Source organism: Bradyrhizobium sacchari, assembly GCF_002068095.1.
Taxonomy (GTDB): Bacteria; Pseudomonadota; Alphaproteobacteria; order Rhizobiales; family Xanthobacteraceae; genus Bradyrhizobium; species Bradyrhizobium sacchari.
This window is the reverse complement of record NZ_LWIG01000056.1, coordinates 70,319-91,230: the sequence shown is the minus strand read 5'-3', so window position 1 is coordinate 91,230 and position 20,912 is coordinate 70,319. Positions and strand designations below refer to the sequence as shown.

General features: G+C 57.6%; 20 protein-coding genes and 2 pseudogenes. 8 read left to right on the top strand and 14 right to left on the bottom strand.

From position 1 onward, the window contains the following. Positions 1 to 89: 89 nt before the first annotated feature. From A5906_RS45595 to ahpD, 6 genes and pseudogenes are all read left to right on the top strand, one after another. Positions 90 to 546, top strand: a pseudogene (locus A5906_RS45595) (transposase); the annotation flags it as partial. Positions 547 to 1,183: 637 nt separating this feature from the next. Beyond that, on the top strand, positions 1,184 to 1,552 hold the full coding sequence (locus A5906_RS35125; protein ID WP_245327059.1) for a hypothetical protein: 369 nt from the start codon (positions 1,184 to 1,186) through the stop codon (positions 1,550 to 1,552). A gap of 1,894 nt (positions 1,553 to 3,446) precedes the next feature. Further along, a complete protein-coding gene (gene modC, locus A5906_RS35115) occupies positions 3,447 to 4,583 on the top strand; it encodes a molybdenum ABC transporter ATP-binding protein (RefSeq protein WP_080139676.1) in 1,137 nt (378 codons plus the stop codon). Positions 4,584 to 4,788: 205 nt separating this feature from the next. Next, positions 4,789 to 5,019: pseudogene (locus tag A5906_RS46520) on the top strand (DUF2478 domain-containing protein); the annotation flags it as partial. 756 nt (positions 5,020 to 5,775) lie between these two features. Continuing rightward, complete coding sequence (locus A5906_RS35110) at positions 5,776 to 6,330, top strand: peroxiredoxin (RefSeq protein ID WP_080139675.1); 555 nt, start codon at positions 5,776 to 5,778, stop codon at positions 6,328 to 6,330. Positions 6,331 to 6,336: 6 nt separating this feature from the next. Then, on the top strand, positions 6,337 to 6,885 hold the full coding sequence (ahpD, locus tag A5906_RS35105) for an alkylhydroperoxidase, AhpD family (protein ID WP_080139674.1): 549 nt from the start codon (positions 6,337 to 6,339) through the stop codon (positions 6,883 to 6,885). 228 nt (positions 6,886 to 7,113) lie between these two features. Here the strand turns inward: ahpD and A5906_RS35100 are convergent, their stop codons facing one another. The 7 genes from A5906_RS35100 to nifH all read right to left on the bottom strand — a co-directional run bounded on the left by A5906_RS35100 (position 7,114) and on the right by nifH (position 14,899). Then, positions 7,114 to 7,410, bottom strand: coding sequence for a ferredoxin family protein (locus A5906_RS35100; protein WP_080139673.1), 297 nt, complete (start codon positions 7,408 to 7,410; stop codon positions 7,114 to 7,116). Between the two features lie 38 nt (positions 7,411 to 7,448). After that, the gene (locus A5906_RS35095; protein WP_080139691.1) at positions 7,449 to 8,756 is read right to left on the bottom strand and encodes an FAD-dependent oxidoreductase; all 1,308 of its coding nucleotides are present in this window, start codon (positions 8,754 to 8,756) and stop codon (positions 7,449 to 7,451) included. 11 nt (positions 8,757 to 8,767) lie between these two features. Beyond that, positions 8,768 to 9,877, bottom strand: a complete 1,110-nt coding sequence (locus A5906_RS35090) for an electron transfer flavoprotein subunit alpha/FixB family protein (RefSeq protein WP_080139672.1) — start codon at positions 9,875 to 9,877, stop codon at positions 8,768 to 8,770. 905 nt (positions 9,878 to 10,782) lie between these two features. Further along, positions 10,783 to 11,124, bottom strand: coding sequence for a nitrogenase stabilizing/protective protein NifW (nifW, locus tag A5906_RS35085; protein ID WP_080139671.1), 342 nt, complete (start codon positions 11,122 to 11,124; stop codon positions 10,783 to 10,785). Between the two features lie 471 nt (positions 11,125 to 11,595). Continuing rightward, a complete protein-coding gene (gene nifV / locus A5906_RS35080; RefSeq protein ID WP_430642437.1) occupies positions 11,596 to 12,786 on the bottom strand; it encodes a homocitrate synthase in 1,191 nt (396 codons plus the stop codon). 287 nt (positions 12,787 to 13,073) lie between these two features. Beyond that, complete coding sequence (locus A5906_RS35075; RefSeq protein WP_186465184.1) at positions 13,074 to 13,868, bottom strand: nitrogen fixation protein NifQ; 795 nt, start codon at positions 13,866 to 13,868, stop codon at positions 13,074 to 13,076. Between the two features lie 146 nt (positions 13,869 to 14,014). Further along, positions 14,015 to 14,899: a nitrogenase iron protein gene (gene nifH / locus A5906_RS35070; RefSeq protein ID WP_080139688.1), complete on the bottom strand. Its 885-nt coding sequence runs from the start codon at positions 14,897 to 14,899 to the stop codon at positions 14,015 to 14,017. A gap of 572 nt (positions 14,900 to 15,471) precedes the next feature. Here nifH and A5906_RS35065 point away from each other — a divergent pair. Together A5906_RS35065 and A5906_RS35060 are read left to right on the top strand one after the other, a co-directional pair. Then, positions 15,472 to 15,885, top strand: a complete 414-nt coding sequence (locus tag A5906_RS35065; protein ID WP_080139670.1) for an ArsC/Spx/MgsR family protein — start codon at positions 15,472 to 15,474, stop codon at positions 15,883 to 15,885. Between the two features lie 466 nt (positions 15,886 to 16,351). Next, positions 16,352 to 17,095 (top strand): OmpW/AlkL family protein, encoded by a 744-nt coding sequence (locus tag A5906_RS35060; RefSeq protein ID WP_186465188.1) that lies wholly within the window; start codon positions 16,352 to 16,354, stop codon positions 17,093 to 17,095. A 422-nt stretch (positions 17,096 to 17,517) separates the two neighbouring features. On the opposite strand, the gene A5906_RS35055 is transcribed toward A5906_RS35060, so the two are convergent. The 7 genes from A5906_RS35055 to A5906_RS35025 form a co-directional block, all read right to left on the bottom strand. Next, complete coding sequence (locus tag A5906_RS35055) at positions 17,518 to 17,865, bottom strand: (2Fe-2S) ferredoxin domain-containing protein (protein ID WP_080139668.1); 348 nt, start codon at positions 17,863 to 17,865, stop codon at positions 17,518 to 17,520. A 472-nt stretch (positions 17,866 to 18,337) separates the two neighbouring features. Then, a complete protein-coding gene (locus A5906_RS35050) occupies positions 18,338 to 18,559 on the bottom strand; it encodes a hypothetical protein (protein WP_080139667.1) in 222 nt (73 codons plus the stop codon). Between the two features lie 641 nt (positions 18,560 to 19,200). Next, entirely contained in the window at positions 19,201 to 19,383 is a 183-nt protein-coding gene (locus A5906_RS35045; RefSeq protein ID WP_080139666.1) for a hypothetical protein, read from the bottom strand. 34 nt (positions 19,384 to 19,417) lie between these two features. Next, positions 19,418 to 19,777, bottom strand: coding sequence for a DUF3024 domain-containing protein (locus tag A5906_RS35040; RefSeq protein ID WP_080139665.1), 360 nt, complete (start codon positions 19,775 to 19,777; stop codon positions 19,418 to 19,420). 62 nt (positions 19,778 to 19,839) lie between these two features. Then, positions 19,840 to 20,034, bottom strand: a complete 195-nt coding sequence (locus A5906_RS35035; RefSeq protein ID WP_080139664.1) for a hypothetical protein — start codon at positions 20,032 to 20,034, stop codon at positions 19,840 to 19,842. Further along, positions 20,031 to 20,345, bottom strand: coding sequence for a nitrogen fixation protein NifZ (locus A5906_RS35030; RefSeq protein WP_080139687.1), 315 nt, complete (start codon positions 20,343 to 20,345; stop codon positions 20,031 to 20,033). The genes A5906_RS35035 and A5906_RS35030 overlap by 4 nt, the downstream gene beginning before the upstream one ends. A gap of 340 nt (positions 20,346 to 20,685) precedes the next feature. Beyond that, on the bottom strand, positions 20,686 to 20,910 hold the full coding sequence (locus A5906_RS35025) for a 4Fe-4S binding protein (protein ID WP_080139663.1): 225 nt from the start codon (positions 20,908 to 20,910) through the stop codon (positions 20,686 to 20,688). Positions 20,911 to 20,912 lie beyond the last annotated feature (2 nt).

Below are 20,912 nucleotides of genomic sequence, written 5' to 3'. Positions count from 1 at the left end.
AGCGGGATGGGTTTAAGCTGAATGGATTTGGGATTACCAAATCAGTGTGTTTCTGTTTCACCATTCTGGCTGGTTGGAGGCCAGCATGGATGGGCAAGCCTTATTCTCTGGATCTTCGTAAGCGTGTGGTGGCCGCGATCGAGGGCGGGATGTCCCCGCAATCAGGCGGCCAAACAGTTGGGAGTGGCGATCAGCACGGCCATCGGCTGGATGCAGCGTGTTGAGGAGACCGGCAGCGTTGAACCTGGCCAGATGGGCGGTCATAAGCCGAAGGCGGTTTCGGGAGACCACGCGGTTTGGCTGCCCTAACGGATCAAGAACGGCCATTTCACCATAAGAGGGCTCGTTGTCGAGCTTGCCGGACGCGGCCTGAAGGTCGACTACCATTCGGTGAGGGACTTCGTGCATGCCGAGAAGCTCAGCTTCAAAAAAAGCGCGGCGGCTGGCGAACGCGATCATCCCGAGGTGGCGCGGCGGCGCGCCCAGTGGGCAAAATATCAAGGTCGCGTCGAATCCGAGCGGCTGGTCTTCAAGCGAGCCAACTGGAGAATCAATAGGCAGTCCTCGCCAACTCCATTTCCGAACGACGTCAACGCGTTCCAAGCGGGCCTTATCGTTTACGCATCAGCAATCCAACAACCTGTCGCAGCGTGAGATTCAAGCCAATAAATCGGGTCTTCTGAGGCGTGCCTAGCGGATGTCGATGGCAACGACCGCCTCTAGAATGCTCATTCGGCTCGACACTGCGGCTAGCCGACATTTTGCCTCGGATTACCAAGATCCCAACCTCGCGTTCGTGTCTTTAGTTGGCTGGTGTGTGCCGTGGATCGCAGTCTGACTGGCCTTCCTTAAACTTCGTTCCCATGCTTTCCCATATTGTGGATGAGGTCCACCTCGCCCATAGATTATTTATCGAGTAAGCGATTTGCGAATGCCCCTAGCAGGCGGATCTATTAACTGCTCTCCGGCCACACCAATCCTGTGGAGCGCTGGAATTGTGCAGGACACACGATTGCGGCGCCGTGAAAACGCGAGGATCTACCGCGATTTCTCGTCACACGAGCAGTGTAGGGTGATATTTATCGCTAAGAGTTACATACATCGAACGGCTCGCCGCGTCGGGGGCGACCGGGCGGGAAGTCGCAAGTCCTCGGCTCAATTATTCGGCAGGAATGCGGAGCCGATGGATGGCCGCTCGACGACGATTGCCATGCTTGATAAGGAACGAAAATCTGTGATGACTTCGATTGATGATACACTAAGTGAGATCAGATGGCTGCGAAACGAAATCTGGCGCTGCCGTCGATTACTTAACACTGGCCTGCCTGGCGCGGAGCGCAAGGCCCTAGAGAAGCGCCTACTTGAACAGGTTTCTGCGTTTGAAGGGCTTTTGTCGACGGCGTTTCCTTTGGCCTTGAGCTCTAAAGTGTATTCAGTCAAGAGCACCGCGATCGGGCAAAGCGATTCCCCTGAAGCGGTCGTCGAGAACGCCCCTACGCATCAAGCATCGCCGTCGGGAAGTCGATCAGCGGCCAACAAACGAGTTTCCTAGCTCAATCTGTTGCCTTGAGCCCGGCGGTCCAGCCGAACGTAATCCCAAGCTGAAAAATCCAAGGAATACCGCGGACCCGACTTAGCCACCTGACCACAATACCTATTCGCCGACCACAACACCATAGATCGGTAAGCAGTAAATTTGCTGCATATGTCCGGCCCACTACTTCTACAGCCGACGCAGATTGTCCGTCGGACCACTTACAGCGACCGATAGCCCCTCTCACGAAAGCCTCGTAATCGCCGAATGCTGCAGCGCTGAATAAAGTGCAAAATCTGCAGTACGAAGTCGCAATTCGGGACGCGCTACAACCTCGTAACACGGGTGGGCGCACTGCTGATCGAGCCAATCGATTCACGGATCAGCCCTCAGGTAGTTGAACTGCGCCTTGGCGGGCTGATGCTCCAGCACGGTCGACCTTCAGCCACCAAGTTGACCAGACCCGAGCGCCGGTCAGTCTGAGCACATCACTATCGCTCGAGTCCGCAACTGCCGCGCCTCACTCTCGATGAAGGCCTACGGGACGCCGGTTCAGAGGTTGCCTCGGTTCGCCGCTTCCGTTCGCCGCAGTTGGCATCATGCGTCGGCATTCGCGGCGCAAGTTTTTGAAATTGTCCCTAAGACAAAAAATGGCCACGTCAACATCGCTCCGGCCTGTAAAGCGGTCACAGAAGCGGATCATGTCTGGTTTGCACGACACTAAGACTTCCTCGGCTCGATGATCTCGCGCGTGAGCGTATGCTGTGCACCACGTCGCTGCGATCGCGATGGCAGCGAGGGTGCCTGCACAGCGATGCGCATTGCAAGTCCAGCCCATTCGTCGCCCTTGATTCACCACACCTCTCTTAATCCGCATATGCTTTACTATTTTCTATTCCGCGAGGGGGATCCGTTTACCGGATTGGAGCGCCTAGGCAGCCACTGGCGCGCTGTTCCGTGGCCGACGCAATGATTACCGCGGCGCGAATCATCGTCCCGGACGCGCAACGCACATTGCGAAGACAGAGAAACAACAGAGATCGGCCGTTTAGTGCCTTGCAGATGCTGGCTCCCAATATGGCGTTCAGCTTCGCAATGCCTACAACCTGACGTTACGGTCGATTCAAGCGCTTTGAGCGCTGCCGCATATTCGCCAAGCACCATGTCCTCTGCGAAAGGTATCGTCGCATCTTCCCCATCTCGTAGCTCCTACATGTGCGGTTGGTGACGCGACCATCCAAAGTCCTACAATAAGATGCAACGATTTAAGACGCTGGGTGGAAACCGATACCAAGCTTGGGTTGCTACTAGCCGCCCAGGTATTCCTTGAAACGGCACACGGATTGCTGGGTAAGGATCAGCCAGTTGTCGCGATGGAAGCGGTGGCGGCGGAGCCGAGGGTCCGATGAGGCTTATTCGATTCATTCTGATCGATCTGGCGTTGGTGCTGCTCGCACCTGAGAGTGCAACGGCCACGATTATGGCGACGCGTGCCCACTTCAAAACAGCTCCCGAAGCTGTGGGATACTTGAGGCCAACTTTGTACCCGGAGCCAGTATCCAGCCCGGATGTGATCCGACATCTTTACCGGCACACCTCTCAAGCCGCGCCATTCGAACATTCAGCAGAAGCCCTCGGACCGTTAAGCAGACTGACAACCTCGCTCCGGAAAGCCGCTTACCTCTTAGTGGGACGCGCACGGGACAGCGGCCGATTGCCAGGCCCCTAGCGGCTCGGAGATGCTCAACAGACTCCGGTCTTGAAACCGATCTGCAGTCCGCCCTCCCACCTTATGCCCTCACGCGAGCTGAAACACCGTGCTGGAACGGAGCGGAATAGACTGGATGGTCGGAGATATGGCGATCACCTCCATTGCAGCCAGTGGGGATCGTGGCTCAATGAGAAACAACCCATGCGTAGGTTCATCAGAGAAGCCAAAAAGGGCTATATCGAAGTTGCCTTCAGCGGCTCTATCGCGAGTATTCCGCTGGATGCGCAATTCAGGCTGCCCGCCAAAGGCGTCACAGCGATTTTTGGCCCACCTGGGTGCGGCAAAACCACGCTCGCGCGCTGCATCGCTGGCGTGCAGCGTCTACCGAATGGATTTTGTGCGATTGACGGGGAGATTTGGCAGGATGAGACGACGTTTCGACGGTCTAACATCCGCCGCGTCGCATATGTCTTTCAGCTTCCGATTCTCTCGCCTCATTCGTCTGTACGGCGCACCCTTCTGTACAACGCGTCAAAATCGGAACCGACACTGATCGATTTTGATGGTGTTGTCGAATTGCTCGCCTTGGCCCCACTGCTCGAGCGTGCGCCCTCACATCTTTCCGAGGTCGAGCGACAACGACTTGCCCTTGGCAGCGCGCTGCTAGGCCAGCCTCGGCTACTCTTGCTGGACGATCCGCTTCTTTTGCGCGACCGCTCCGCCAAGAGTGAGATCCTGCCATTTATCGAGCGCATGCGACAAACGCTTCCATTGCCGATGATCTACTTCAGCCATGACATCGCTGATATCGAGCGTATTGCCGATCATCTCGTCATGATGAGAGATGGCACCGTGACTGCTGCCGGTCCGCTCAATGCGGTGCAGAGCGATCCGGCGCTTGCCAGGCGCGGCGAAGCGGCAGTCTGTCTTGATACGGTGGTCGGCGGTTATGACGGGCGCTATGGGCTGGTCATGCTCCGCCTCAAAGCTGCGCGCTTTCTGATACCTGGAGTGCCGCTTAGACCGGGCACGCAGCTGCGACTGCGCATCGCTGCCGGTGACGTCAGCATTGCGTGCGAGCCTCCGCGCGCAAGCTCAGTCCTGAATGTATTTCCAGCACGCATAACAGCCTCTCTGCCGCACGACGAGGCTGAGGTCACCTTGGTTCTGACCCTTGAAATCGGCCGTTCTAGCGTGCCGCTTTTGGCGCGCATCACGCGCCGCTCCTTTGATGCACTACGGCTCAGCATTGGAGCGGAAGTATTCGCAGAGATCGCGCGCGCGGTTCCGCTCGGGCTGCCGAGCGATTGGTTGCAACGCCTGCCGCATCCGGCATGAGCAGTTTCGACAGCTATGCCCGGATGCGAGAATAAAGCCGACAAGATCCCGGCCGTGATCGAGAATCCAGATGAAAGATACGAATAGTGTCGTGGGCAGTTCTCCACCTTCCAAAAGACGATGTCGATAGGCTACTGGCCGACTTGCCTCAGGATGTCGCGCATCAAGGCGTAGGCATCGGCGGCAGGCGCAGCGACACTCGAGGCGAGCAAATGGCACGCACATTATGCTCGTAATCGACGTCGCGAGGAGAGAAGAGATCTCGACTTTTCCAACCACTCGGCAGCCTAGCCGTCTTGTCATAAACGGGCTTGCTGAGGCCGCAGGCGCCTTTTCCAGGGGTCTTGGCAACAAGATCGATTTCCTCGCGATCGGCAAATTCGCCAATCAACGAGCAGCAGCTGGCCGGGGCCTGCGCGCCGAATTCGTTACATAACCTGAGGCGTACCAATCCAAACAGACGTTCCGAAAAACATGCGTTGCCGACTAACGAGCCTCACCGCGAGCGTTGGCACGATCCGCCTCTGGGTCGTCGGCTTTCGGAGCAGCGGTTGTTCGATATCTCAACCACCTGGCGCGCGGCAGAAGCGCTATTGGTCACAACGATACCGGACCACTTGAGGGTGAGATCGAGGCTGCCGAGCACGTCGGCTTTGAAATCGCCATCGGGCTCCCTTCGCCATCTCCGGAGGCGGCCTTAGCTCTGGCGTTCGCTCCTGCGCCACGTTGATGCCTTGCGAACGTGCCGATTGAGGACCTTCAATGGCGAAAAGTCGCAGTTCAACAAGCTTCGTTCGCTAAACAGCCCAAGTCGACGCTCCCCCTTGTCGGCTCCCTAGTGCCCGCCAGTCGAGAACGACATTGCTACGGTTCAGGTCTGGCTGCCGTCTCCCCGCCAACCTCCTAGCCTGCCCCCGCGTACCGTCGAGCTCAAAGGCATCGCGATCGTAGCCATTCGTTTGCTGGCATATGGAGTGTTTCTCAGGTTGGCCCCAACGCGTTGTGCGAGCAGTGGTGCTCCAGACGACCGTCAGCTTCGTGCTGATCGAGGCACCAAGCGCGCGAGCACGCCGGTAACCATGCCGCTGGGCTGGTCTGTGTTACGAATAATTCCCGTCCTAAGAACGGGTGGCATACACTTTGCTCCACTAGTGAGGTCACGATCTACGAAAAGACAGTTTGTGAGGACAGCATGCTCGGAATTGGAAGTCAGTTGCCGCCGTTCGAAATCACAGGCGTGAAGCCCGGTTTTGAAGCGCAGGAAGAAGAGGGACAGAGTGCATTTGAGACGCTGACCGAAATGAGCTTTCCGGAAAAATGGAAAATCATCTTCTTCTATCCCAAGGACTTTACCTTCGTCTGCCCGACGGAGATCGCTGAGTTTGCCCGCCTTTCCAAGGAATTCGCTGACCGTGATGCGGTTGTACTGGGTGGTTCGACTGACAACGAGTTCTGCAAGCTCGCTTGGCGGCGCTCGCATGTCGACCTGCACAATCTACCAATCTGGCAGTTTGCCGACACAAAGGGAACGCTCGTCGATGGTCTTGGTGTGCGTTCACCCGAAGGGGTTGCTTATCGTTACACCTTTATTGTTGACCCCTACAACACGATCCAGCACGTCTATGCGACGAATCTCAGTGTCGGGCGTAGTCCTAAGGACACACTCCGCGTTCTGGACGCGCTGCAAACCGACGAGCTCTGCCCCTGCAACCGGGAAATCGGCGGCGAAACATTGAAAGTTGCTTGACGCCGCATGTCGTCGATCGAACAAATATACGACAGGATTCCCGATTTCGCGGAGGATGTAAGGCTTAACTTGACCTCCTTGGTGGCCGATGAGACGCTTTCGCCGCAACGAAAATACGGGGTGCTGGTGGCGAGCGCGGTTGCCACCCGCAACTCAGCCCTGATTGCCGCGGTGGAATCGGCAGCCTCGGCCGTGATGCCATCTGTAGCGATCGCCGCAGCGAAAGCCGCGGCGTCAGTAGTGGCAATGAACAACGTCTACTACCGCTTCGCTCACCTCGCTTCCAACCCGGAATACAAGACGATGCCGCCGCGGCTGCGTATGGACGTGACCCGCAATCCCGACGTGGACAAGACAGATTTCGAGCTGTGGTCTCTTGCCGTCTCCTCCATAAACGGCTGCGGTGCCTGCATCGATGCTCATGAGAAGACACTGGGAGCCGCGGGCGTCAATTCGGAAGCGATCCAGACCGCCGTGCGCTTTGCTGCGATCATACAGTCAGTGGCAATCGCAATCGAGGCCGCTGGGCCTGTCTCCCCTCAGGCGGGAGACTGATCTTTCCTCTGCCATCCGGACCACGAAATTGTGGCGCTACTCAGTGGCGCCACAACCAGCACTATGCAGCTTCCGAACGAGCGTGATATCTACGAGTCATGCTTGCACAGCGTCCCCATGACGGGTGTTTGCTCGAATACCCGGCGGCATCCAAGTGACGGCGAACGCGCCACAGATACAGTGAGATTACGCCTAACGTTGGTCCCACCACGACCCAGCGTCCCATCATCAGCCAAACTTGAACAGAATGCCATATCCACCGCGCGGATGGCTCCATTGGATGTCGCCGGTCGGCTCGGCGATCACGCGGCAGGTACCGCATTCGATGCAGCCGTCAACCGCTACCTCGACTTGGCCGTCGTCGTTGAGCTCGTAGCATCGCGCGGGGCAGGCCTTCAAAAGTGCCAGGAGCTGGGGCGATGGCGTCTTGTGCGCACGGACCTTGACGTGAGGGTGACCGACGTCGACAAGATAACGGTTGTAATACAGCTTGTCTTCGACGCGCACGGAGGGTTCGACATTCATGCTTTGGGCTTCCATTGTTGGACGTCACGCTATTACTCTCAGCGCCAGGCACGGGCGATACGACAAGCATCCCCGAACAGACCTGTCCATGACCGCGCCTTGACAAAGGATTTCAGGGTCGCCTGTTCCTTCTCAGCCTTGGGCGTACCATCGACGCGCACAAAGTTCTGCATCGCTTTGGAGATGAGCTGCGGATAGGTAAGAAAGAAGTTTTCTGACTGGGTATGCATCAGGGGCGGCAAGTCCTTGTACTTCCTTAAATCTTTGATGACGAAGGAATCGTCCAACATCTTCTTGTAGACCGATAGATTCGTTGCGCTCATCGGCTCGCCGCGCGATTTGACCAGACCTATCGCTTCGGCGGCGATGCGGCCGGAAGTCATCGCGAGATTGGAGCCTTCACGATGAATGGCATTGTTGAGCTGGGCCGCATCGCCCACTACCACCCAGCCTTCCCCATAAAGCTGCGGGATCGACTTATAACCGCCTTCAGGAATGAGATGCGCCGAATATTCCTTGACTTCGGACCCTGCTATTAAGGGCGCCACAGAGGGATGCCTCTTGAAATGATCGAGCAGGCCGTACGGCGTTTGGCCCGTGCGCTGGAAGTCGGCGACGAGACAACCGATGCCAAGCGAAATGCACTCTTTATTGGCGTAGATGAAACCCATCCCGGTCATGCCGCGGGAAATGGTACCGACCGCCTCGATCACGACGCCTTCATCGCCCTTGAGATTGAATCGAGCCTCGATGGTCTCGCGAGGCAAGAAGTGCATTTCCTTCACCGCAAGCGCAACGTTGTCGGGTGTCGGGCGCGCCCGCAGACCCGCACGCGTGCCTAGCAGACCATTGACCCCCTCGGCCAGCACGACGACATCGGCATGTATTTCGCCGTCTCGGCGATCTGTACGAACACCGACGATCCTTCCGCGACCGTCGCGGGCAAGCTCGGTGACGGTTGTCTCGCACAGCACGATTGCCCCAGCCTCCCGCACCTTGGAAGAGAACCATTTGTCAAACTGAGCGCGTATAATCGTATAGCGGTTCGGCCGCTCTTCGTTAAAGTCCTCCGAACGGTAATGCATGCCCACATGAGAGCGATCGTCCATCATCCAGAAGCGCTGTTCGATCAGGTGACGTTCGAGCGGCGCCTCCTCTCGAAACTCGGGGACCAGCTTTTCCATCATGTCGGCATAGAGGATGGCGCCCTGCACATTCTTCGATCCAGGATATTCGCCCCGCTCGAGCTGCAACACCTTCATGCCGCGTTTGGCCATCGTCAATGCAGCCGCGTTGCCTGCCATACCGGCGCCGACCACGATCGCATCGAATCTCTCTTCAATCATCATCATCTCCTCTAGACCGCAATCCGCGCGCGCGAATCGGGTAAAAGCCGCGCGCGAAATGCGGTCGTCAGCGCCGGTAACAATTGCATGGCATCGCTGACGATCGCGAGGTGGGCGAAGTCAAAGATCGGAGCGTTCTTGTCAGTATTGACGGCCACGATCAGATCCGCACCCTCGACGCCAACTCGGTGCTGGATCGCACCGGAAATGCCCGCGGCAATATAGAGCTTCGGCCGGATGGTCTTGCCGGTCTGGCCGATTTGCCGGTCCGGCGTAACCCATCCTTTTTGCACGAGCGGACGCGAGCAGCCATATTCAGCGCCAAGCAGAGTTGCAAGCTCGCGCACCAAGCGAAAATTCTCAGGCGATCCCAGTCCCAGGCCGCCTGCAACCACCACATCGGCATAGGCGAGATTGGACGTTTCTGCATCGCGGTCGGGTAGGAACGACAACACTTTTGTGACTATATCGTCTTCGACAAGGCCGAGCGGATGCACGATGATACGAGCGGCATCGCGCATAACGCGTTCAGGCATCGGCATGACCCGCGGACGGACCGTGGCCATCTGCGGACGATAATTCAAGGTATAGATTGTGCAGAGCAGCGAGCCGCCAAAGGTTGGACGCGTCGCCGCGAGCGAACCATCGGTGTCCACGTCCAGCGCGGTGCAGTCGGCAGTGAGCCCCGTCGACAGAGTTGTCGCCACGGAACCTGCGAGATCGCGACCGAGCGTCGTCGCACCCAACAGCAATATCTCAGGCTTGTAAGTGTTAACGAGTTCGGTTAGCGCTTTGGTATAGGATTCATTGCGGTAATCCGACAAAACATTGTCGCTCACGAGATAGGCCAGATCGGCGCCATAGCAGAAGGCTTCGAGTGCTGCGTTACGTGTGTGCTGCCCCTCCGGACCGATAACAACGGCGGCAAGATTCACCTTTAGCTTGTCGGCAAGGCCGCGCCCCGCACCCATGAGCTCCCAGGAAACGGGATGCACTTGGCCACGCTCCAGCTCGACGAAGACCCAGACGTGCTTGTAGGACTTGAAGTGCTCCGGCAGTGCTTTCTTGGCTGCTCCGCGGCCGGCTCCCGGTGGCATGGCCGCTTTGCTGACGTTGCTCATAGTCTAAATTCCTCTCAACGATAGGCGCGCCCGCGCCACGGTTGCTTCTTCGCTCTCGTTAACTGAAGTTCACTTTTGGTCAACAAGTGGCTGGCTGCCCTGCGCGCCTGCGTGCTCGCACCGGTCGCACAACAACACGCGTCGTCGCAATAGACGTACCCGTTCGGCCGGATTTTAAAGAGATCTTGCAAACTGAACCCTTGCGCGCCGGGTTCGACGAGCGCCACCGCGGCTGGCCAGGACGCCGTGCTGATTCTGAATGGCCGCTCCCAGGCCTAGTTGACGAGTCCGTTCGCCGCGCCTCCAGAGCTAGCAGTCCGTATGGGTCGATGCTACCGCTCTTCGTGGCGTAGTTTCTATCCGCCATGAGATACAGACAACTCTGAGCGAAATCGGGAGCCGATTTGATGTGGATGCTGCTGTGCATACCCGCCACAGGAGTAGCACGAAGGGGACACTTATTCATTGACCACCGTCTCACCGTCGCTACGAACCTACGACCGCGTTAAAGACCGTTGCGAAGGGACCTGCCGGGATCGTACGCCTCAATACGATGGCGCAGGGCGGCTCGGCAGGCAGCAAAAGCAGCATCATGGCTCCTCCTTCAAAGTGATCGCGGACGCTACCATCTGTCGGCATCGATGATCGGATCAGCAGGACAACAGGCAAGTGTCGTACCAGCTGCAAAGACGATCGAAAGTCGGTGGGAAGTAATGGCTTGTGCGACACTTCAAACAGCTGCTGATAGCATAGTCACGAACCAAACAATTCAGACATGGGGGGGAATACGACAATCGTTGCTCGGGACATGGCTGCAGAGACTTGGGCCCGAGAAATAGAAAGCCCGCATTAACGGAGCGCCTCGGCGTCCGTCGGGCAGACTTCGCTTACAGTGGAATGCTAGGTCACTTCAGCTCGCTCAAGGGGACAAAGGCCGCAGGCTTCCTAGAGTCTGCAACGGCATCCTTCAAAACCTTGAACACCCGCTCCTGGATCGGTGACGATGCCACGAAATCTGCATAGGCCTGTTCCAACATCGCCTTGCATCGAGCTCTGATTTCCGGCTCTGCGGCACCAGCAAATTGTTCTTGGGCGAAGTATTGTCCCATGCGCTTTAAGATGTGAAGGCGCGCGACATTCACGATATTAGGGTCGTAATCGACGCCTAGCAGCGAAAAAAAATCCTCTGCCGACGAGGCCTTGCGGAGCCGAACCAGTATACTGGCTGTCGGGGATGAGTTGATCATCGAAAATTGTCCTTCGAATTAGCTCTGGACGGTCAATGTGATGGGGTGGCAGCCTGTTGACTGCTGCGGTCCTGCCTCGCACAGCTGGAGCGCGTCGCAACAGCCTGACTCCGGAAAGCGGTGCTCTCAACTTCGCCGCCCAGATCGGCAGGTCCGCCGGTGACGAAGCCAGTCCCGATGAAGATCCGGGATCAATGGCCAAACCACGATCTAGGTTGACGCTCCTCAGGGCGGTTGTCGGACCGGAAATCAGCCGCGCGAGAAGATGCCGATTGGCAGTCCGGGGACGGCTCGTCATTGGGTAGGAGATCACAGCATGTATGGCGGAACGGGAAGTAAGATCTGGAGGTGAGATCGCGCCAGGGGATCTGACGTGCGAAAGCTGGACGCCGCTCGCGCCATCAGCGACATCGGACACTGTCCTTGCGGCGCATCGGTTTGCGAAAGGTCGACGCAAGCGTTGCTGTCTTTTCACACAGGGTGGGTGGCCAGGCATCCGCACACGTCGCGCCAGATCGCCGCCACGGTTTCGCGCTCGACCGGCAGCTTGTGCTCGATGGCATATTTTCGGACTTGCGACAGGATCTGCCTGGCTTGATCGTCGCTGGCGACGAGCTGCAGTTCATCGAGTAACGCGGTGATCGCCGCAAGTCCGGAATGCTTGCCGAACACAAAGCGGTTGCAGCGGCCAAGCAAAACGGGATCAAGCGATTGATAGGTGCGTTGATCCTTCAAGAGGCCAGCGACATGAATGCCGGATTCGTGCGTAAATACATGCTGTCCGACGATCGCCTTGTTCATAGGAATCGCACGTGCGGCCGCGGCTGCTACTACCGTGGCGACGTTCTCGAGCTCCGGGAGTATGATGCCGGTCTCGCGCCCGTAGAGCTGCTTGAGAGCGACCGCGATTTCCTCGAGCGGTGCATTTCCGGCCCGCTCGCCCAGCCCGATGACGGTCACTGAGGCGTGGCTCGCGCCAGCCCTGATGGCGGAGAGCGTGTTCGCGGTTGCGAGTCCTAGATCATCGTGACCGTGAAATTCAAGTTCGAGATCGGTAGTCGCCCGCAAATTTCCGACCAGCGCGTACGTTCCATCGGGATCGAGCACACTGAGCGTATCTGCAATACGAAAGCGACGCGCGCCCGCGGCCTTTGCCGTCGCCATCAGCCTTATGAGAAAATCAATGTCGGCGCGGGAGGAGTCCTCACCACCGACGGCGACCTCTAGTCCGCGCTCACAGGCATAGCCCACCACTCGCTTCAACCGTTCTAGCGCCAGGTCCCGATGACCACCGAGCTTGGCCGCGATCTGGACATCGGAGGTCGGGATCGACATATTGATCATGGACACCTTTGCTTCGATCGCCGCGTCGACATCAGATTCCCGCATCCGGCACCAGCCTATGGTGGTCAGCGGAAGATCTGCTTCAACAATGGCGCGGATGGCGGCGATCTCCTCGTTGCCCATCGCTGGCGTTCCCGCCTCGATCTCCGTGACTCCGGCCCGCGCTAGCGACTGCGCGATCGTTAGCTTTTCCTCTGTGGTGAACGCAACGCCAGGTGCCTGCTCGCCGTCGCGCAATGTCGTGTCGTTGAGCACGGTGGGCTTGGGGCGCACCTGGTCGGACCAAGACGATTTGGCGGCGGTGCTGGCGGCAATCACGCGAGAGCTCCCCATTGTTTGACCTACCTACGCTTCAGCAACCAGCATGCCAGCCTGCCGTCCCGGCCAACCCATTGACGCATACCGCCTACGCCCTCGACCTTCTTGAGCAAATGAATTGTCGCAAATGCGACAGGTTATGAAGCGGACGCCTTGCGTGTTGCTACGCCGAGTTCAAACGTTAGCAATTGCGGCTCGCCAGGACGTGAGAACTGTAGCGGAGCACTCGATCCTGCCGCCTTGGACACATGGCCATCGCTCGCATCCAAATGGCCTCACCAACGCCCTCATCCCACCCGCGCGGCCTCTAGATCCGGCGAGGCTTCCTCGGATGACGGTGCGGTTGCGGACTCTCCTGGCATTTCAAATGCCCGGCCACTGGCCATAGCCGGCCAGGCTGCGGCCTGCAACAGCAAATCGCGCCGGCGCTCGGCCATCCGGCTCTCACCGCTTTCTTCACCGAAACAGATGTTGAAGTCGTTACATTGAGTGCACACGGGTGTCGTGCACATGCCAAGGCCCTCATTCTCGCAAAGCATGCGGTAGAAGAAGCGCTTCCAACGCATATTATTGACATTGCGCGCGGCGAGCGGCGCGAAATGCCGGCTCAGCAGCAGAGAGAGTTCACCACGATTGCGCAAGCCGAGAGCTTCCCACAGATGGTCCGGCTCGATGGCGCGGCGCGCGATCATCGCGGCCAGCCAGCGGCCGATATCACCTTCGGTCGAGCGTTGCTTGAGCAACAGATCGCGAAGCAATACGATCTCCTCGTCCTCTTCCGACCTGAAAGGTGAGGCCTGCTCCGCGGCCTTGATCTCGGTTGAAGGAAAGTACTGCTCCAGCAAGGCCGCCAGTTCAACGACGGATAGGCCAACTTTCTCAGGAAGGGAGCCACCATCCATCGTGGCAGCCGCCAGGATAGATGCCAGGACATGACGATCGAGATTGCTGTCATTCGCGATATCGGCATCTGCAGGAGGCACACCGGTGAGCAGACGGTAGGTTGTAATTCCCATGTGCAACTGGCTGTTGGCGTCAACAGCACAAGCAGCCACGAACGGACGGACGTGCGGCTCGGACATAACTCTGTAGGTTTTCACAATGCAAGGCTTGTCACGGCGCACCCTGGTTTTGGCGACCGTCGTTTTTCAGTATGCCGGTCTCCCGGGACGGGTGATGAGGGAGACCGGCATCTGTCGCTCCTTTACAAGGCTGTGACTCGCGACTTTTACGAGGCTGCGAGTTCGGCGGCAGTTTTTCCGACGATTGATTCATCCACGGGCTTCATAATGCCATGCTGCATCAGCATGTCCTCGAGCTCATCCATTGAGATCGGGGTTGGGATGATGCCTTTGCCGCCATTATTGTGAACCTTGGCCGCGAGTTTCCGATAGTGATCGGCCTGCTTGGAATCCGGCGCATATTCAAGCACCGTCATGCGGCGTAGCTCTGCATGCTGCACCACGTTGTCGCGGGGCACGAAGTAAATCAGCTGAGTTCCTAGCTTCTTGGCCAACGCTTCCGCCAGTTCCAGTTCCTTGTCGGTCTGCCGCTCGTTGCAGATCAGACCGCCCAGCCGCACCCCACCAGAGTTCGCGTATTTCAAGATCCCCTTGGAAATGTTGTTTGCGGCATACATCGCCATCATCTCACCAGACATCACGATGTAGATTTCCTGCGCCTTGTTCTCGCGGATTGGCATCGCAAAACCGCCGCAAACGACGTCGCCAAGCACATCGTATGAGACATAGTCAATGTTCTCGTAGGCGCCGTTCTCTTCCAGGAAATTGATCGAGGTGATGACTCCGCGGCCGGCGCACCCGACACCTGGCTCAGGACCACCGGACTCTACACAACGAATGTCCTTGTAGCCGACCTTCATTACGTCCTCGAGCTCGAGGTCCTCCACACTGCCGGCGCTCGCGGCAAGGCTCAAAATCGTGTCTTGAGCCTTGGCGTGCAGAATGAGCCGGGTCGAGTCCGCCTTCGGATCGCACCCTACGATCAGGATTTTCTGACCCATCTCGGCCAGCGCCGCGAGCGTGTTCTGGGAAGTGGTGGACTTCCCGATGCCGCCCTTCCCATAGAACGCGATTTGTCTTAGTGAAGCCATGTTGCTCTCCATCAACCGATTATCCAAAAGCTGCGCGCTTCTCGCGCGAGCTTGTTCCTCTCGTAGAAGCGGGCGCACACGGGTTGAAGGGAAGGAGCGCATCGCTCGCCTTACGCGTCGGCCTGCACTCAGCCCTCACTCAGTGTTGCTGCCGCTTATTAGCAACGGCCGTGCCAACGCTTGACCGTGTACCTAAGCTTCTGAATGCGTTTCCAAAAGCCCAACCAGCTGGCGCGTGATCGTTGGCCGTTTTAGATCTAACAGAAACTGTACGGCTGTCGGACATCGAACAAACAACAACAAACGTCAGCGCCAAAAGCGGAATTGGCACCTATTCCGATCTCTCGAGTTGTGGAACGGAACATGCTGCTCCCCTCACAAGCCAGGCGATTTGAGGAGAATGGATATGCCAGTTGAGCTCGAAGCCCGGCGTAGCAGCGGCCAGGGTTGCAAATACGGTACAGCGCCTGGTGCGCTGACATTGGAGATGACCGACAAGCATTTCAAATGGGCTGTCGGATGCAGTAGCGCCGCGCCATCCGTTCAGCTCAGTACGCGCACATAGGTTTGCGGTGGCGACAATCATCTTCTATCAGAAGCCCGGCTGTGCTACAAATGCGCGTCAGATTCAAGCGCTTCAATCCGCGGGCCACGACGTGGTCGTCAAGGACATCTTGACGGAGCCATGGCATGCGGACGAATTGCGCAGCTTCTTTCGCAATATGCCCGTGGACTCCTGGTTCAACCAAGCCGCGCCTCGTATCAAGTCAGGCGAAGTAAAACCCGATTCTGTCGATGCTGCAAACGCACTCGCACTGATGGTAGGCGATCCGCGCCTGATACGACGACCGCTGATTGACGTAGACGGGGCACGATGTGCCGGACTCGATCATGAGCCCATGCTGTCGCTGCTTGGCCGCAAGCCTCACGATGAGCTCGAGGGATGCTTGCAAGAAGCAAACCGCACGCAGTGCCAGCAGCCGTAAGGAAACGCTGAGCGTTTCCCAGGCCATCAAACGAGGCAAACAATGACGTGCTCCGCTGGCGACTTGCACGGGTAGTAACCGAGTGGACCACACTGCTGAGACGGCCCGCGTGGCTGCCTACTCCGTAGGGAGGCATCGCCCATATCGCGTTTGACTGTCGCCCCTCCGCCTTCGCGACGCGCGAGAGAGTTCCCTGCAGCTGTTGGCTTTGCCACGCATGACTTCCGCGGCCTGGATTGGATCAGAGCACCAAGCCGAGAGGCAGCCTCTTCAAGAGCCTCGGCTCAGACGACCTCTTGAACTGACTAACGATCAGAACTGACTACGGCGCTTCGCCGGCGTGATCCTGATGCAACTTACCGGCACGATTGCGCTAACGGCCGCTCTCAATTTGATCGATATCAAATCCTTCGGCAATCGCAATGTGGGACAGAGACCTTGCGCGTCTTCTCGCGCGACTTTTGGAATGGAGAATTCGATGAGAGCAAGAACTGTTCTGACGATGGCATCGGTCCTCGCAACAGCGACCTCGTTGGCCAGCAACTCGGTACGTGGTGCGGATCTGGATGCGACGCCGGCCTACTATAAAGCGCCCCCGATTGAACCCCGCAACCCATGGATGATCCGCTTGCGCGTGCTCGGCGTTTTGCCGGATACCACAGGCAGTTCGGTCAACGTTTCCAGGACGCCATCGCTCTCATCACCAAGTTCTGGGCTTTCGATCAGCGATCAAATCATACCAGAGCTCGACATCACCTATTTCTTCACCAACAACTTAGCCGCTGAACTCATTCTCGGCGTAACTAGTCATCACATCAGCGGCAATGGCGCGCTCACTGGGCTCGATATCGGAAAAACCTGGCTGTTGCCGCCTACGCTGACCCTGCAATATCACTTCACCGATTTGGGGCCGTTTAAGCCCTATCTCGGCGCGGGCATCAACTACACTGTATTCTTCAACCAATCGGCAGCCAACACGTCGCTCGCCGGTCTTGTCGTCACCGATCTACACCTCGGAAACCAATTCGGCCCGGCGATCCAATTCGGCTTCGATTACATGCTTGATCGTCACTGGGGCCTAAACTTTGACGTGAAAAAGCTGTGGCTGAGGCCGGAGTACTCGGCGACCGTAAACAATGCGATTGCCGTTACCGGCCGCGCCAATATCGATCCATGGCTCGTCAGCGGCGGCGTCGTTTACAAGTTCTGACGCTAGAACAGGGACAGAAAGGAGACTCCGTTTGATCAACTCGGACGCAGCAGGCTCATCGAGCGCGTCTCCTCCTCTCACCGCACTCTGGCAGGACGTCGGCTGACGCGTCAATGACGCGTCAGCTCGCAAGAGAGGGAACCATTGCAGCATCGAGCGCGCCTCGAGTTAAGGATCGCGCGGCACGTGATCGACCCTAGCAAATGATCATATGTCTGTTCCGTTGCGCGCTGCAACGGGCCATTTTTCCATTTTGGCTTACAAAAAATCGCTACGCCGCGCCAAGCTCAATGACCTGCTGTGATTCCTGAGTGCAGGGTGCCCTGTTAACCTCAGCGATCTGAGCTCCCAACGGCCGGCTCATGGACGAGCAAGCCGTTCATGCTTGCCAGCGCGGGCAAAGTGGCCGCCAAGCGACGCCTCTAGCTTCGCTTGAGCACCATCACAAGGCGGTCGACACGCTTGCCCTGCTTGAGGTGGGAATTGACGATCTCGTCAACGTCCTCAGGCGTGGTCGCGCGATACCAGACTCCGTCGGGATAGACAACCAGCAAGGGACCAGAGTTACAAAAGCCAAGGCAGCCCGCTGTCGCGAAGCCAATATCGTTGAGGCCTTGCGCTTCGATCGCCTTGCCCATTCGGTCCCAGAGAGCTTGCGCGCCGGAGGCGCCGCAACTGCCGTGCGGATGGCTTGGCGGACGCTGCGTGTTGCACGCAAAAACATGATGCCTATAGAGCTGAGGGAGATCAAATTCTATTTCTGAATTCACGCGCTATCCTCCGCTTGTGAACTTTATCTGAAGGGATGAGGTGTGAGCACATAGTCGCCCACAATGTCTGACGATTGAAGGCCCCATTGATCGATGGATACTAATGATTCTCACTCCCCTTGCGAAGGCAGCCGGAATGAGCGGGCGCCATAGTCGTTGTCGTCGCTGAAGATGAGCGATCGATGCCTTGGCATCCGAAGCCACTTCCTTATCAATACCAACGTCTTCTTCCGTCATTCCGATCTCATTATTCATTCACCACTTACTTATCATCGAGTTCTCCAAAGCAAGTAGCACGCCAGATGCGCAACCGCCGCGCCTCACAATTTGGCGCAGTCGCAACAACGTCGGCGCTTCTCGCCCCTAGCAGCAATCCGAGACGGGGCCAAAGTCCATGGCCTCGGTCAGAATGTTGGCCTCGGCCCGACTGATTCAATCTGCTCGCTCATTAAGTCGCCGGTAATCGGCTCGCTCATCCCGCCCCGGTGGATTCCTGCTTGAAGGCATCGACCGCAGTCCGTCTCAACCGAAACATCCCCCGGCCACGAGCGAGCGGCCGATAGGCCGAGCTGGCGCGGGTGTTGAGGACATCAAACCATTGGTTCGGAGTGAGCTTTGCTGGACGCTCGCTAATTTGTATCACCCGCCCGTTCGGGGCGAAGCGGACATGGATGATGATTTCTTGCGAGTTCATACCGCTTTCCTACTTTAGTCATTAACGACCACGAGCTGGACACCGACAATCTCGAATGTAATGTGCTTGCTTTCGGACATCTTTGGCGCCTGACTCAAACCGCGCCTTGAACGCCGAGACTTCTCTATGATCGAGCAGGCCTTCTCCTCGCTCGCCTCGAACATTTCTGTTTGCGGCTTTCTAGATGCTTTGTCTCCGGCGGGCATCCGGCACCCTACTGCATTGTGTGGATCACGACGTCCGCTCGGCAACGCCGCAACAAACCAGAAGTTCTTGGTCCGCTTGCTCACCTCTCGCGATGACAAAATCCTAAACTCACCTCAATGAACCCCTAGCCGCGTCGTTGGGCGGCGATAAGTTAGTGGCGTTGCAAGCGTTCGGGCAGTATGGGCACCGGTATCAACCTGTGGGCCGCGCAGATCATTGATAATGACGTAGTGCTCCGATCGCGTGAGGTGCACCCCAACATAACCGGGAGCATGCAAGTAGCTCACCTCTGTCACATCGGCTACAACATAACGCGACCTAACACCTTCGCCTGATTGCAGATGCGCCTCTTAACGTTGCTCGATCATTCGACACCACTCTGGGATTTCATCGAAAGCTAAAAATGCACTACGCATATTCCGCTCGCTCAATGCTCAACGGCCAACATTCATTTTGGCCATGCTGGAACGGCTGACGCGACAACTTTGACGTATCACAGCGCACACGCAAGCAAGCTGCGGAAAGCCGCGGCGCAGCTCAACAAAGTGCCCCATGTCGATGTCATCGGCAGCAAGCAGTTGTTCGATTTCGATCAATTCCTTCGTCGTGAGCCCCATTGTGGTTCCTCTATCCCTCGGACACGGTGCCCCCTCATTGCCAGAACAGGCGCTCGGGATCCGCATTCAACTCGTCGATTGCAGGAGTCAAGCGATGATAAAGGCTGTAAAATTCCCAGACTCCCCCGGTGTGATTCTTGTGAAACAGCTTCCAGATCCCGCTCACGGCATCATAAAGGATCAGCGCGACGTCGACCAAAGCGCCATCCTTGTCGATGCTGCGCGAGCAACAGGGACTCTCGATGAGGTAACCGCCCCTCACGGGCGTCACGTTTGGCGAGACGTAGAGATATCGCTTGCGCGCGCTCAAGCCGCGCTCGATCCGTTTTCGATCAAGCTCGTTGGGGTGAGGCACCAGCCCCGTCTTTGCTTTCCTCATCAGTGCGGCATTCATGGTGAGAGCCTCCCTTCAAAGCACCGTGATTTCTTCTTGAAGACCAGCAGATGAGCAGCTCCTCACCAAAATCGCACAATAAAGATCGGCTCATAAGCTTCGTTATTGATAGTATCGATGATGGTCTGGCGGGTCGTTCTGGCGACGAGTAAAGCTCTGTCCGGCTCCGCATTGGTAAATGAGCGGTCCTTGATGAGGTCGACGGCGAGTTTGCCTCGCTGGCCCCGCCAATATTTCGGAAAACCTTGCTCCGTCATGACTCCTCCGGTAATGGCAAATCGTCGACTTCCTCGCAGGCATCCACGGGCTCTAGTTCCCTGCGTTTCATGCCAACGCGGCGGCCGCTTTCCAAAAACTCCACACCGTAGATGTAGAATTGCTGTAAGAACGTACCGATCGAGACGACGTAACCCACCTCCCCCTTCTTGACTAAGACGTCGCCAATCTCCTTACCGGGATAGGTGCCATCATTGCGAATGGTGCGATTGGCTCGAAGCTTCTGGCCAAAGCTGAAGACGGGCGGCTCGCTGAGCTCCACGACCTCGGTGTCGCGAAGAATGCCGTTCATATACCGCTCCTCATGCATCGCTCGCTCCCGAGATGCAGGGACGCCGCATAGCCCGCGCAGACGACATTCCGCATCGCTCGGCCCCCACGCGCACTATCGTCAATCACATCGACAACGCGATCGCGGCCTGGAAGGCCGCCCCTCGGCATCACGAAGCGCGCTCGAACCGCCAAAATGCCGCCGAGCCATGCTGCCGACCAGCAATAGCACTATCGCACGGTAATCCAGAGCAGTCGCCGCCCATAAGGGAGAGCGAACGTCGGCACCTGCAATCCAACGTGCGGCGCTTGCGACATATTCAGCACTAGGTCCTGGCATGCCGCTCATGAGGCCTCACGTTTTAGACTGGCGCTTGGTAGCGAGGCAACGACGTGTCAACCACGCAGGTATTGTCGACCGGACAAGCGGCGGCACATTGCGGCTCGTCAAAATGGCCAATGCATTCGGTGCATTTCGCCGCTTCAATGACAAAGCTTCCCCCCTTCTCCGAGATAGCAACGTTTGGGCATAAAGGTTCGCAGGCTGAGCAGCTCGTACACTGCGAGGCAATGATCTTAAATGGCACAT

Excerpts from the sequence above, each read along its gene's own strand:
- A5906_RS35030 (WP_080139687.1), bottom strand. The coding sequence starts at position 20,345 with ATGAACGGCATTCTTCGCGACACCGAGGTCGTGGAGCTCAGCGAGCCG.
- nifW (WP_080139671.1), bottom strand. The coding sequence starts at position 11,124 with ATGATCAACTCATCCCCGACAGCCAGTATACTGGTTCGGCTCCGCAAG.
- A5906_RS35110 (WP_080139675.1), top strand. The coding sequence starts at position 5,776 with ATGCTCGGAATTGGAAGTCAGTTGCCGCCGTTCGAAATCACAGGCGTG.
- A5906_RS35095 (WP_080139691.1), bottom strand. The coding sequence starts at position 8,756 with ATGATTGAAGAGAGATTCGATGCGATCGTGGTCGGCGCCGGTATGGCA.
- A5906_RS35045 (WP_080139666.1), bottom strand. The coding sequence starts at position 19,383 with ATGGGGCTCACGACGAAGGAATTGATCGAAATCGAACAACTGCTTGCT.
- A5906_RS35050 (WP_080139667.1), bottom strand. The coding sequence starts at position 18,559 with ATGAACTCGCAAGAAATCATCATCCATGTCCGCTTCGCCCCGAACGGG.
- A5906_RS35090 (WP_080139672.1), bottom strand. The coding sequence starts at position 9,877 with ATGAGCAACGTCAGCAAAGCGGCCATGCCACCGGGAGCCGGCCGCGGA.
- A5906_RS35040 (WP_080139665.1), bottom strand. The coding sequence starts at position 19,777 with ATGAATGCCGCACTGATGAGGAAAGCAAAGACGGGGCTGGTGCCTCAC.
- ahpD (WP_080139674.1), top strand. The coding sequence starts at position 6,337 with ATGTCGTCGATCGAACAAATATACGACAGGATTCCCGATTTCGCGGAG.
- A5906_RS35060 (WP_186465188.1), top strand. The coding sequence starts at position 16,352 with ATGGAGAATTCGATGAGAGCAAGAACTGTTCTGACGATGGCATCGGTC.
- A5906_RS35100 (WP_080139673.1), bottom strand. The coding sequence starts at position 7,410 with ATGAATGTCGAACCCTCCGTGCGCGTCGAAGACAAGCTGTATTACAAC.
- modC (WP_080139676.1), top strand. The coding sequence starts at position 3,447 with ATGCGTAGGTTCATCAGAGAAGCCAAAAAGGGCTATATCGAAGTTGCC.
- A5906_RS35035 (WP_080139664.1), bottom strand. The coding sequence starts at position 20,034 with ATGACGGAGCAAGGTTTTCCGAAATATTGGCGGGGCCAGCGAGGCAAA.
- A5906_RS35075 (WP_186465184.1), bottom strand. The coding sequence starts at position 13,868 with ATGTCCGAGCCGCACGTCCGTCCGTTCGTGGCTGCTTGTGCTGTTGAC.
- nifH (WP_080139688.1), bottom strand. The coding sequence starts at position 14,899 with ATGGCTTCACTAAGACAAATCGCGTTCTATGGGAAGGGCGGCATCGGG.
- A5906_RS35125 (WP_245327059.1), top strand. The coding sequence starts at position 1,184 with ATGGATGGCCGCTCGACGACGATTGCCATGCTTGATAAGGAACGAAAA.